At 71.1% G+C, this 12,028-nt stretch carries 11 protein-coding genes; 10 read left to right on the forward strand and 1 reads right to left on the reverse strand.

Annotated elements, in window-relative coordinates; all coding sequences use genetic code 11:
• Window positions 1–3: 3 nt before the first annotated feature.
• The 4 genes from ngcE (ACN27C_RS18965) (at window position 4) to ACN27C_RS18980 (ending at window position 3,908) form a co-directional block, all read left to right on the forward strand.
• Window positions 4–1,419: an N-acetylglucosamine/diacetylchitobiose ABC transporter substrate-binding protein gene (gene ngcE / locus ACN27C_RS18965; protein ID WP_357897435.1), complete on the forward strand. Its 1,416-nt coding sequence runs from the start codon at window positions 4–6 to the stop codon at window positions 1,417–1,419.
• Window positions 1,419–2,327: a carbohydrate ABC transporter permease gene (locus tag ACN27C_RS18970; protein ID WP_357897436.1), complete on the forward strand. Its 909-nt coding sequence runs from the start codon at window positions 1,419–1,421 to the stop codon at window positions 2,325–2,327. The genes ngcE (ACN27C_RS18965) and ACN27C_RS18970 overlap by 1 nt, the downstream gene beginning before the upstream one ends.
• A complete protein-coding gene (locus tag ACN27C_RS18975) occupies window positions 2,324–3,229 on the forward strand; it encodes a carbohydrate ABC transporter permease (RefSeq protein WP_252447657.1) in 906 nt (301 codons plus the stop codon). Before ACN27C_RS18970 ends, ACN27C_RS18975 begins: the two co-directional genes overlap by 4 nt.
• Window positions 3,230–3,314: 85 nt before the next feature.
• Entirely contained in the window at window positions 3,315–3,908 is a 594-nt protein-coding gene (locus ACN27C_RS18980) for a hypothetical protein (RefSeq protein ID WP_422747104.1), read from the forward strand.
• Window positions 3,909–4,045: 137 nt separating this feature from the next.
• On the opposite strand, the gene ACN27C_RS18985 is transcribed toward ACN27C_RS18980, so the two are convergent.
• Entirely contained in the window at window positions 4,046–5,035 is a 990-nt protein-coding gene (locus ACN27C_RS18985) for an N-acetylglucosamine kinase (protein WP_422747106.1), read from the reverse strand.
• Window positions 5,036–5,192: 157 nt separating this feature from the next.
• Here ACN27C_RS18985 and ACN27C_RS18990 point away from each other — a divergent pair, with 157 nt between their 5' ends.
• The 6 genes from ACN27C_RS18990 to ACN27C_RS19015 all read left to right on the forward strand — a co-directional run bounded on the left by ACN27C_RS18990 (window position 5,193) and on the right by ACN27C_RS19015 (window position 11,991).
• Window positions 5,193–6,140, forward strand: a complete 948-nt coding sequence (locus tag ACN27C_RS18990; RefSeq protein WP_120569014.1) for a MurR/RpiR family transcriptional regulator — start codon at window positions 5,193–5,195, stop codon at window positions 6,138–6,140.
• Window positions 6,137–6,886 carry an SIS domain-containing protein gene (locus ACN27C_RS18995; RefSeq protein WP_120569015.1) on the forward strand — a complete coding sequence of 250 codons (750 nt, stop codon included), beginning with the start codon at window positions 6,137–6,139 and terminating at the stop codon, window positions 6,884–6,886. Before ACN27C_RS18990 ends, ACN27C_RS18995 begins: the two co-directional genes overlap by 4 nt.
• Before the next feature lie 23 nt (window positions 6,887–6,909).
• Window positions 6,910–8,322 (forward strand): N-acetylglucosamine/diacetylchitobiose ABC transporter substrate-binding protein, encoded by a 1,413-nt coding sequence (gene ngcE / locus ACN27C_RS19000; protein ID WP_120569016.1) that lies wholly within the window; start codon window positions 6,910–6,912, stop codon window positions 8,320–8,322.
• 22 nt (window positions 8,323–8,344) lie between these two features.
• On the forward strand, window positions 8,345–9,286 hold the full coding sequence (locus ACN27C_RS19005) for a carbohydrate ABC transporter permease (protein WP_120569017.1): 942 nt from the start codon (window positions 8,345–8,347) through the stop codon (window positions 9,284–9,286).
• Between the two features lie 13 nt (window positions 9,287–9,299).
• Window positions 9,300–10,250, forward strand: a complete 951-nt coding sequence (locus tag ACN27C_RS19010; RefSeq protein ID WP_120569018.1) for a carbohydrate ABC transporter permease — start codon at window positions 9,300–9,302, stop codon at window positions 10,248–10,250.
• Window positions 10,251–10,356: 106 nt separating this feature from the next.
• Complete coding sequence (locus ACN27C_RS19015) at window positions 10,357–11,991, forward strand: bifunctional 3'-5' exonuclease/DNA polymerase (RefSeq protein WP_422751648.1); 1,635 nt, start codon at window positions 10,357–10,359, stop codon at window positions 11,989–11,991.
• The last annotated feature ends 37 nt before the right edge of the window (window positions 11,992–12,028 follow it).

Genomic DNA, 12,028 nt, shown 5'->3' on the forward strand with positions numbered 1-12,028 from the left:
GCGATGAACAGGCGTGAGATCCTACGGCGCAGTGCCGCCGCCGGTCTGCTGGCCACCCCCGTCGCGGGGCTGCTCGCCGGCTGCGCCACCTCCGGTGGCGGCGACGAGGGCGACAAGGGCGCGTACAAGGGCACCAAGAGCGAGCAGAACCCGCTCGGCGTCGCCGAGGACGCCCCGCTGGAGGTGGTGATCTTCAACGGCGGCTTCGGGGAGGACTACGCCAAGGCCCACGAGGCCATGTACAAGGAGCGGTACCCGAAGGCGGAGATCAAGCACTCGGCCACCGCGGAGATCAGCAAGACGCTCCAGCCCCGCTTCGTCGACGGCAGCCCGCCGGACGTGGTGAACAACTCCGGCGCCGGCCAGATCGACTTCAACGGCCTGGTCTCCCAGAACGCGCTCGCCGACCTGGGTGAGCTGCTCGCCGCGCCGAGCCTCGACACGCCCGGCAAGACGGTCAAGGACACGCTGCTGCCCGGCACCGTCGAGGTCGGCTCCTACGACGGCCGGTTCCTGGTGCTCAACTACACCTACACGGTGTACGGCATCTGGCACTCCACCAAGCTGTTCGCCGACCGCGGCTGGGAGGACGCCAAGACCTGGGACGACCACATCGCGCTCTGCCGCCGGATCAAGGCCGCGGGCATCGCCCCCTGGACGTACGCCGGTGTGCACCCCCGCTACATGAGCTGGCCGCTGATCTCCACCGCGATCAAGCTCGGCGGCCCGTCGGTGGCGCTGGCGATCGACAACCTGGAGCCCAACGCCTGGAAGTCGGACGCCATGAAGACCGCCGCCGACGCCTGGCACCAGATCGTCAAGGACAAGTTCATCCTCGACGGCTCCCCGGGCCTGGACCACAAGCAGTCGCAGACCGCGTGGTGCCAGGGCAAGGCCGCGTTCATCTCCTGCGGCTCCTGGCTGGAGAGCGAGCAGAAGGACGTCACCCCGCCCGGCTTCAACATGACAGTCGCGCCGACGCCGAGCCTGGGCAGCGGCGACAAGCTGCCGTACGAGGCGATCCGCGGCACCGCGGGCGAGCCGTTCATGGTGCCGGCGAAGGCGCGCAACGTCGCCGGTGGCCTGGAGTACTTCCGGACCATGCTGTCCCGCAAGGGCGCCCAGGACTTCACCCGGAAGGTCGCCAGCCTGCCCGTGGTCGCCGGCGCCACCGAGGGCATCGAGCTGCCGTACGGGCTCAGCACCGTGGTCAAGGCGCTCGACGCGTCCGGGTCCAACGGCTTCAACTGGGTCTACAACAACTACTACCGCAAGCTGGAGCGCAACCTGGTCGACGCGGCCTGCGGCGAGTTCTTCAGCGGCCGGACCTCCCCGGCCGAGTTCCTCGACCAGTGCCAGAAGGGCGCCGACTCGATCGCCCAGGACAGCTCGGTCAAGAAGTACAAGCGGTCGGCGTGATGCGACAGGGCCGCCTCCCCCTGATCCTCACGTTCCTGCTACCCCCACTGGCGCTGTACGGCATCTTCGTGCTCTCGCCGTACCTCCAGGCCTTTCAGATCTCCACCACCGACTGGATGGGCTACTCCGCGCAGGCCGACCCGGTCGGGATGGCGAACTTCCGCACGCTGCTGCACGACGGGTACGTGTGGAACGCGTTGAAGAACAACGCGATCCTGCTCGTGGTGTTGCCGGTGGTGACGATCGGGCTGGGGCTGTTCTTCGCCAGCATGCTCACCATGGGCGGTCGCAAGGGCCGGGCCGGTGTGACCGGGGTGCGCGGCACCTCGGTCTACCGGCTCGTCTACTTCTTCCCGCAGGTGCTCTCGGTGGTGATCATCGCGCTGCTCTGGAAGGAGATCTACAGCCCGACCAGTGGCCTGCTCAACGGCGCCCTGCGCGCCGTCGGGCTGGCCACCCCGGCCTGGCTCGGCGACCCGCGCTTCGCGTTCTGGTGCGTGCTGGCGGTGATGGTGTGGAGCAACGTCGGCTTCTACGTGGTGCTCTTCGGCGCCGCAATGCAAGCGATCCCGCGCGACATCTACGAGGCGGTGCTGCTCGACGGCGCGTCCCGCACCACGATGCTGCGGAAGATCACCATTCCGCTGCTCTGGGACACCATCCAGGTCGCGTGGATCTACCTCGCCATCGCGGCGCTGGACGGCTTCATCCTGGTCCAGCTCATGACCAACGGCGGGCCGAACTTCTCCTCCGACGTGATCGGACTGCGGATGTACGACACGTCGTTCGGCAGCGAGAACAAGTTCGGGTACGCCTCGGCGATCGGTGTGGCGATGTTCTTCCTGACCCTCTCGGTGGCGGTGCTGGCGCTGCGCACCGCCCGGCGTGATCGGATCGAGTACTCGTGACCACCGTGGACACCGGCGCCCCGGCCGCCGAGACGACCCGCGCGACCGCCCCCGCCGACCGGCCGCCGCGCCGCGAGCTGGGCGTGGCGAACGTCTTCTCGCACGGCTTCCTGCTGCTCTGGGCGGCCATGACGGTCCTGCCGCTGGCCTGGATGGTGCTCAGCTCCCTCAAGACCAACGGCGAGATCATCGCCGAGCCGTGGGGACTGCCCGAGGCGCTGCGGTTCGACAACTGGTCACGCGCCTGGACCGGTGCCCACATCGGCCGGTTCTTCTTCAACAGCCTGGTCGTGGTGGCCGGCTCGCTGAGCCTGACCATGCTGTTCGGCGCCACCGCCGCGTACGTCTTCGCGCGCTACGAGTTCCGCGGTCGGCAGGTGGTCTACTACCTGTTCGTCGGCGGCATGATGTTCCCGGTCTTCCTGGCGCTGGTGCCGCTGTTCTTCGTGGTCCGCAGCGTCGGCCTGCTCGGCACCTGGCCGGGCCTGATCCTGGTCTACACGGCCTACTCGCTGCCGTTCACCGTGTTCTTCCTGAGCGCGTTCTTCCGGACGCTGCCCACGTCGGTGGCGGAGGCCGCGCTGATCGACGGCTGCGGGCACTTCCGGCTGTTCTTCCGGGTGATGCTGCCGATGGCGAGACCGGGACTGATCAGTGTCGGCATCTTCAACTTCCTGAGCCACTGGAACCAGTTCCTGCTGCCGCAGGTGCTGCTGCCCGGCGACGGGCAGGACCGGATGCTCGCCCAGGGGCTGAGTTCGCTCGCGGTGAGCCAGGGCTACGCCGGTGACTACGCCCAGTTGTTCGCCGGCCTGACCATCGCGGTGCTGCCGGTGCTCGTGGTGTACGTGGCGTTCCAGCGCCAGGTCCAGTCCGGACTGACCGCCGGGCAGCTCAAGTGAGGTCGTTGCCACAGGCAACGGGGCAGTGGGGAGGAACGAGCTGACCTAGGGTGAGCCGGCACGCTCATCTATCGACAGGAATCTCATGTTCTTCCTCCTCTACACGCTGTTGCTGCTGCTCGGCGGCATCGCGATGATCGCGGTGGGCATAGCCGTCAAGGAACAGGGCAAGGGCTCCCGGATCCTCAACGTGGTCATCGGCCTGGCCTTCTTCGGGTACGGCTTCTACCTGCTGTTCCTCTTCGACGGCGACAGCTACCGGATCTTCTTCTACGTCTTCGTGCTGCCGATCCTGCTGATCGTGCGCGCCGTGAAGGCACGCAAGGAGGCCCGCGAGCAGGCCGCCGCGCCGCAGTTCGCGGGCGCGCAGCAGTACCCGGGCGGACAGCAGCAGGGCATGTACCCGGGTGCGGGGCACGGTCAGCCCGGTCCGGCGTACCCGCCCGTCCAGGGCCAGCCTGCCCAGTTCCAGCCCGCACCGTACGGCGCCGCGCCGCAGGGGTACCCGGCTCAGCCCGCTCAGCAGGGCTGGCACCCGAATCAGCCGGCTCAGGGCAGCGCGCCCCAGGGCCACCCGGGTCAGCCCGCGCAGTACGGCCCCGCGCCGCAGGGCCATCCGGGCCAGCCCGCTCCGCAGGGCTGGCACCCGAATCAGCCGGACCCGCAAGACCGATACTGATCAGCCCGGAAACCCCGCGCACGCGAACGTCTGCCGGAAACGGCGGTGGAACGTCACGGGTGTCAAACCGGCGTTGTGACACCCGTGGCGTTCCACCCGAACGGCCGAGCACGGCGCAGGGCGACGCGGCGGGCGGGTCAGGTGGGTGAGGGGACCAGCCGGGTGTGCAGTGCCGCCGGGTCGGTCACCTCGGGCAGGTCGCGGGCGGCGAGCCAGGCCGCGGCGGCCGCCCCGTCCCCGGCGCTGTGCAGCGGTGCGCCCGGCCACCGTCCGGCCAGTTCGGCGCGGACCGCACCGGCCAGCGGGGTGTCGCCGGTGAGCAGCCCGCCCCCGAGCACCACCGGATCGGTCGCGCCGGAGGGGCGGATGCGGGAGACGCTCTCCGCCAGCAGAGCCGCGGCCTCGGCGACCAGCGCGACTGCCGTCGGTTCCCCGTCGCGGGCCGACGAGACCACGAGCGGCGCGAGCCGGGCCAGTTCCACGGGTGGCCGCCGGGTCACCGCCTGCACCACGGCGCCGGCGGTGACGCGCGGCTGGTCGTCCACCTCGGTCGTGCCGGTCAGCTCGGCCAGCACCTGCCGGGCCAGGTCGCCGGGGGCGTCGGCGCGGTCCAGGTCGGTCAGCAGCCGGCGGACCGCCTCGTGGCCGAGCCAGAACCCCGAGCCGGCGTCGCCGAGCAGCCAGCCGTGGCCGTCGGCGGTGCGGTCCAGCCGCAGGTCGCGTACCTGGGCGGCGATGGCGCCGGTGCCGGCGACGAGCACGGTGCCGTCCGGGGCGGCGGTGCCGGAGGCGTAGGCGACCAGCGCGTCGCCGTGCACGGCGTACGGGCACCGCAGCCCCGCCTCGGCCCACGCGTGGTCGAACGCGTCGCGGCCGTGCGGGTCGGCCAGGAGGCGGCCGGCGCCCGCGAGGCCGATGACGCCGGCGCGTACCCGGATCGGGTCGATGTCGGCGAGCGCCGCGCGCAGGGCGGCGAGCAGCTCGGCGGCGGCCCGCTCGGCCCCGTGGCTGGTGGGGTTGCCGCCGCCGGCGCGGCCGGCGCCCAGGCGGGTGCCGTCGAGGCTCAGCGCTGTCGCGCGGGTGGATGTGCCCCCGACGTCGAGGCCGACCACGACGGTGTCCGACATGGTCCTCATGCTGGTCGGCCGCGTCGCCGGGCGCAAGATCGCGGCGGTGCGCCAGGTAACAGTTTGAAAACTTCGCCCACGCCCTTGACACGGAGGGCCCTTCAGTAAGAACTTTTACCACTAACAGTTAACACTCTTTTCCGAAAGGCTTCCGCCGATGGCCGAGCACGAGGTGGAGACTTCCGCGGCGACCGCGGTGGTCGATGCCGGTCCGGCCGACCGGCTGGGCGCCGACGGGGTGCTGGCCAGGGTCCGGGCCGGTACGGGGGAGCTGACCGGTGCGCTGCGCCGGGTCGCCGAGCACGTGCTCAGCGACCCGGAGGCGGCGGCCCGGGCGACAATCGTCGAGCTGGCCGAGCGCAGCGGCACGTCACCGGCGACCATCACCCGGTTCTGCCGGGCGATGGGCTTCGAGGGCTACGCCGACCTGCGGCTCGGCATCGCCGCCGAGACCGGCCGGGCACGCTCGGCGGGCTGGACCGTCGACATCGGACGGGAGATCCAGCCCGGCGACCCGCTGTCCCGGGTGCTCGACCAGATCATGGCCGCCGACACGCGGGCCATGCACGACACCGCCGCGCTGCTCGACCTGGCCGAGGTGGAACGCGCGGCGGTCGCCATCGCCGGGGCCAGCCGGGTGAACATCTTCGGCGCCAGCGGCAGCGCGCTCGTCGGCGAGGAGATGCAGTTCAGCCTGCACCGCATCGGCGTCGCCGCGTGGGCCTGGAGCGACGTGCACGAAGGGCTCGCCAGCGCCGCGCTGCTGGGCGCCGGGGACGTCGCGCTCGGCATCTCGCACACCGGGCAGACCCGGGAGACGATCGAGCTGCTCGCCGAGGCCGGCAGCCGCGGCGCCACCACCGTCGCGCTCACCGGCTTCCCCCGCTCGCCGCTGGCCGAGCTGGCCGACATCGTGCTGGTCACCGCCAGCCAGGCCACCACGTTCCGGCCGGACGCGCTCTCCGCCCGGCACCCCCAGCTCGTCGTGCTCGACCTGCTCTACATCGCGGTGGCGCAGCGCACCCACGACCGCGCCCACGCGGCCTTCCGGCGTACCGCCCAGGCCGTCGACGGGCACAAGGCCGCGAAGGGGGCCCTCTCATGATCAGTGCCCAGCGGTACGCCGACGCGGTCCGCCCGGTGCTCGACCGGCTGGTGGACAGCCAGGCCGTGGCGGTGGACCGGGCAGCCGACCTGATCGCCTCCGGGCTGCGTGCGGGCGGCGTCCTCCAGGCGTTCGGCGCCGGCCACTCGGAGGCCTTCGCCGCCGAGCTGGTCGCCCGCGCCGGCGGCCTGGTCCCCGCCAACCGGCTGTCCCTGCACGACCTCGTGCTGCACGGCGACGCGCCCCGCGACGTGCTCGCCGACCCGAAGCTGGAACGCGACCCGGCCGTGGCGCACCAGCTCTACGCCCTGGCGGCGCCGCAGCCGGGGGACGTGTTCGTGGTCGCCTCGCAGTCCGGCATCAACGGCTCGGTGGTCGAGCTGGCGACGCTGGTCAAGCGCGGCGGCCATCCGTTGATCGCTGTCACCTCGGTCGAGCACACCGCCCGGGTAGCTCCTCGGCACCCCTCCGGGCACCGGCTCGCCGACCTCGCCGACGTCGTGCTGGACAACGGCGCGCCGTACGGCGACGCACTGCTGCCGCTCGAGGGCGGCGGCGCGGTCTGTGCGGTCTCGTCGGTCACCGCGGCGCTGCTGGCGCAGCTGCTGACCGCCGAGGTCGTACGACGGTTCCACCAGGCCGGAGAGGTACCCCCTGTCTACCTCTCCGCCAACGTCCCCGGTGGGGACGAGCACAACCTCGCCCTCGAGTCGCGGTACGCCGGGCGTCTCCGGCGGACCGCCTGACCCGACCCACAAGGAGAGACAAGATGTCGGTTTCCCCCGAGAAGTTCGGCGACGTCAGCCGTCGGACCCTGCTGCGGCGCGCCGCGGCGGCCGGTCTGCTGGCCGTACCGGCGGCGGGTCTGCTGAGCGCGTGCGCCGGCAGCGAGCCGAGCAAGTCCGACGGCGGCGGCGCGGCCAAGAGCAAGGACAACCCGTTCGGCGTCAAGGACGGCAGTGCGGTCAAGGTGGTCGTCTTCAACGGTGGCCTGGGCGACCAGTGGGCCAAGGAAGACAAGGTCATCTTCAACGCCAAGCACGCGAACGTCACGGTCAACATGTCTTCGACCCAGAAGATCAAGACCGAAGAGCAGCCCAAGATGGCGACCCAGCCGAGCGACCTGGTGATGAACTCGGGCGCCGACATGATGGACCGCAGCACGCTGATCAACGAGGGCGCGATCGAGCCGCTGGACGACCTGCTCACCGCGCCGGCCTGGGACAGCGAGGGGACTGTGGCCGACAGCCTGCTGCCGGGCACCGTCGCCGACGGCACGCAGAACGGCAAGTTCTACGTGGTCAACGTCGCGTACACGGTCTGGGGCAACTGGTACAACGCCGCCCTGTTCAAGAAGGAGGGGTGGACGGCGCCGACCACCTGGGACGAGTTCTTCGCGCTCGCGCCGAAGATCAAGGCCAAGGGCATGGCGCCGTACGTGCACGACGCGGTGCACGGCTACTACCCGCGCTGGGCGCTGTTCGCCAGCATCTGGAAGGCGGTCGGCAAGCAGGCCGTCGTCGACATCGACAACCTGAAGGACGGCGCCTGGAAGGCCGACGGCATCGTCGCGGCGCTGGAGCCGTGGGAGAAGCTGGTCAAGGACAGGCTGCTGCTGCCGGGCAAGCTCGACCACACCCAGTCGCAGCAGGCGTTCCTGGACGGCAAGGCGGCCTTCATCCAGGTCGGCACCTGGCTGAAGAACGAGATGGCCGCGACCATCCCGCCGGGCTTCGAGATGACCATCTCCGACTACTGGAGCAAGAGCGGCGACAAGGCCGCCAAGGACGTCTTCGCCTCCTCCGGCGAGGGCTTCGTGGTGCCGAGCAAGGCGCCGAACAAGGAGGCCGCGAAGGAGTTCCTGCGGGCCATCCTCTCCAAGGCCGGCTCGGCGAAGTTCGCCGAGCTGACCAAGTCGCTGGCCTCCACCAAGGGCTCCGGCGACAACGTCCAGGACACCGCGCTGGCGTCGGCGAACTCGCTGATGAAGAACGGCAGCTCGGACCTGATCTCGGTGAAGTTCCCGGACTTCTACGCCGACCTGGACAAGGAGAGCCAGAACCTCTCCGAGGAGCTGATGGCCGGCCGCCTGACCGCGCAGCAGTTCGTCGACAAGATGCAGGCGGCCGCCGACAAGGTCGCCAAGGACTCGTCGATCAAGAAGCAGACCCGCACCGCCTGATCACCGCGAGGAAGTGAGTCCAATGCGGCACGGAGTCGCGCGTTTCGTCACGGGTTTCCTGGCCCTGCCCGTCGCGCTGTACCTGTTCTACGTGGTGTGGCCGTTCGCCCAGGCGGCGGGGTACTCGCTCACCGACTGGGGTGGGTACTCCGATTCTCAGCGCTTCGTCGGGCTGGACAACTACGTCCGGCTGTTCTCCGACGAGCTGATCCGGAAGGCGTTCTGGCACAACGTGTTCTTCCTGGTCACCGTGCCGCTGTTCACGATCGCGCTGGCCCTGTTCCTCGCGTTCCTGCTCAACGTGGGCGGACGCGAGGACAGGGCCGGCATCCGCGGGGTGTTCGGCTCCGGGATCTACAAGGTCATCTTCTTCTTCCCGCAGGTGCTGTCGCTGGTGGTCATCGCCGTCATGTGGCAGCAGATCTACCGCACCGACGGGCAGGGCCTGATCAACGGCCTGCTCATCAAGATCGGGCTGGTCGACGCGGACAACCCGATCGCCTTCACCGCCGACCCGGAGCCGTTCCTCGGCGTGCCGGCGGTGCTCTGGTGGCTGCTGTTCATCGCGGTGTGGAGCGGCGCCGGCTTCTACATGGTGCTGTTCTCCGCCGCGATGCAGTCGATCCCGAAGGACATCTACGAGGCCGCGATCCTCGACGGCGCGGGCCGGTTCCACACGTTCTTCAAGGTGACCCTGCCGCTGCTGCGGGACAGCATCTCGGTCGCCTGGGTCTATCTGGGCTTCATCGCGCTGGACATGTACGCGCTGGTCTTCGTCATGACGCCGAGCCAGGGCGGGCCGAACCACGCCAGCGAGATCTTCGCCTCGGTGATCCAGTTCAACGCGTTCCAGAAGGGCCAGTTCGGTTACGCCTGCGCGATCGCCGTCGCGCTGGCCATCTTCACCATCCTGCTGGCCGCGCTCCAGCTGAGGATCACCCGCCGTGAGCGGATCGAGTACTGAGGAGGTCTGGACGATGAGCACTGTGACCCACACCTCCGGCCCGGCCCGGTCCGACACGGCACCGCCGGACCGGCCGCCGGCGGACCGGCGGAACGTCGGCAACGGCTTCGGCGGCCGGATCTTCAACGGCTTCTCCCACCTGTTCCTCGCGGTCTGGGCGATCATGGTGGTCTACCCGCTGCTGTGGGTGGTGATGTCGGCGCTCAAGACCGACTCGGAGGTGATCCGCGAACCGCTGTCGCTGATCCCCGACGCGCTGCAGTGGGACAACTTCGCCCGCGCCTGGACCGCCGGGATCGACAGCTTCTTCCTCAACACGCTGCTCGTGCTGGTGTTCAGCGTGACGCTGACGATGCTGCTGGGCTCGATGGCCGCGTACGCGCTGGCGCGCTACGAGTTCCGCGGCAACCGGCTGATCTACTGGATGTTCCTGTCCGGGCTGACGCTGCCGATCTACCTGGCCGCGGTGCCGCTGTTCAAGGGCGTCTACAACACCGGGGTCAGCCTCCCGCTGCTCGGCCCGAACAAGCACCTCATGCTGATCCTGGTCTACGTGGCCTGGTCGCTGTCGTTCACGATCTTCTTCATGCACTCGTTCTTCCGGACGCTGCCCGACTCGATCGCCGAGGCGGCCCAGGTCGACGGGGCCTCGCACACCCGTACGTTCTTCAGCGTGATGCTGCCGATGGCCAAGCCGGGCCTGATCAGCATCGGCATCTTCAACGTGCTCGGCCAGTGGAACCAGTGGTATCTGCCGACGCTGCTCATGCAGTCGGTCTCCGGCGAGCCGAAGAACCAGGTGATCGCCCAGGGGCTGATCGAGCTGTCGGTCAACCAGGGCTACAAGTCGGACTGGTCCGGACTGTTCGCCGGCGTCACCATGGCGATGCTTCCGGTGCTGATCGTGTACATCGTCTTCCAGCGCCAGGTGCAGTCCGGCCTCACCGCAGGCGTCGGCAAGTAACGCGCGGGGCCCCGGCTCGACGAGCCGGGGCCCCGCACTGTCGGTGGCACCGGGCAGAATCGCGTCCGTGCTGGTGGCGGTGGTGGCGGACGAGCGGGGCGGCGGCATGCTGCAACCGCTGCACGCCGACGGCACCCCGGCCGGTCCGGCCGAGGAGGTGGCCGACCTGGCCGCCGCCGTGGCCGCCCGGGAGGCCGCCGGGCGTCCCCGCTGGCTCTGGGCCGCCTGGGCGGGCGTCTACCCGGCGCTGCTGCGCGCCGGGGTGCGGCTCGACCGCTGCCACGACGTCGAGCTGACCGAGGCGCTGCTGCTCGGGCACGCGGGCCGGTGGGGCGAGCCCCGCGCGCTGCCCGCCGCCTGGGCCCGGGTCAGCGGCGCGCCGGTCCCGCCGGACCCGGCGCCCCGCCCGCCCGAGCCGCCCGGCCACGCCCAGGCCGCGCTGTTCGAGCCGCCGTCCGGCCCGCCCGGTCCGGGCATCACGGCGTTGACCCGGGTGTACGCCGACCAGCTCGCCCGGATCGCCGCGACCACCCATCCCGGCCGGTTCCGTCTCCTGGTGGCCGCCGAGTCGGCGGGCGCGCTGGTGGCCGCCGAGATGGGCGCGGCCGGCCTGCCCTGGCGCGCCGACGTGCACGACGCGATCCTGGCCGACCTGCTCGGCGAGGCGTCCCCGGTCGGCGGGCCGCCGCGCCGGCTGGCCGAGTTGCAGGCGCGGATCGCTGACGCGTTCGGCGTACGCCAGGTGCACGCCGACTCGCCCGCGGAGCTGTTGCGGGCGTTCGCCCGAGCGGGCGTGGACCTGCCGAACACGCGCGCCTGGGTGCTGCGCGGGGTGGAGCACCCGGCGGCGCCGCTGGTCCTGGAATACAAGGAGCTGTACCGGATCTGGACGGCGCACGGCTGGGCCTGGCGCGACGCCTGGGTCTCCGGCGGCCGGTTCCACCCGGAGTACGTGCCCGGCGGCGTGGTCTCCGGCCGGTGGGCGACCCGGGGCGGCGGGGCGTTGCAGATCCCGAAGGTGATCCGGCAGGCGGTGGTGGCGGACCCGGGCTGGACGTTCGTGGTGGCCGACGCGGGTCAGCTCGAACCGCGCGTGCTCGCGGCGGTCTCCGGCGACGAGCGGCTCGCCGCGGCGGGCGGCGCCGGTGACCTCTACGCCGCGCTGGCCCGGGACGCGTTCGCCGGTGACCGGGCGAAGGCCAAGGTGGCCCTGCTCGGGGCGATGTACGGGCAGACCGGCGGGGCGGCGGTGCCGGCCCTGGCGGTGCTGCGGAAGAACTATCCGACCGCGTTCGGCTACGTCGAGGCGGCGGCGCGCACCGGTGAGGCGGGCGGGCTGGTCCGGTCCTGGCTGGGGCGCACCTGCCCGCCCGGGTCGGCGGGGTTCGCCGAGGGGGAGGAGCCGTTGCCGGAGGGCGGGGCCGATCCGCACAGCCCGTCGGCCCGGGCGGCCCGTTCGCGGGGGCGCTTCACCCGCAACTTCGTCATCCAGGCCACCGCCGCCGAGTGGGCCTCCACGCTGCTGGCCACGTTGCGCACCGAGCTGGCCGGTACGGAGGCGGAGCTGGTCTTCTTCCAGCACGACGAGGTGGTGGTGCACTGCCCGGCCGGGCAGGCGGCGGTGGTCGCCGAGGCGGTCACCGCCGCCGGCGCGCGGGCCACCCGGCTGCTGTTCGGCGACACCCCGGTCCGGTTTCCGCTCGACCTGTCCACTGTCGACTGCTACGCGGACGCGGCATAGTCACGCAATTTTCCGTTTTGCCCCGCTACTTGCCCCC

Source organism: Micromonospora sp. WMMD1219, assembly GCF_049315215.1.
In the GTDB taxonomy this organism is placed as follows: Bacteria; Actinomycetota; Actinomycetes; order Mycobacteriales; family Micromonosporaceae; genus Micromonospora; species Micromonospora tulbaghiae.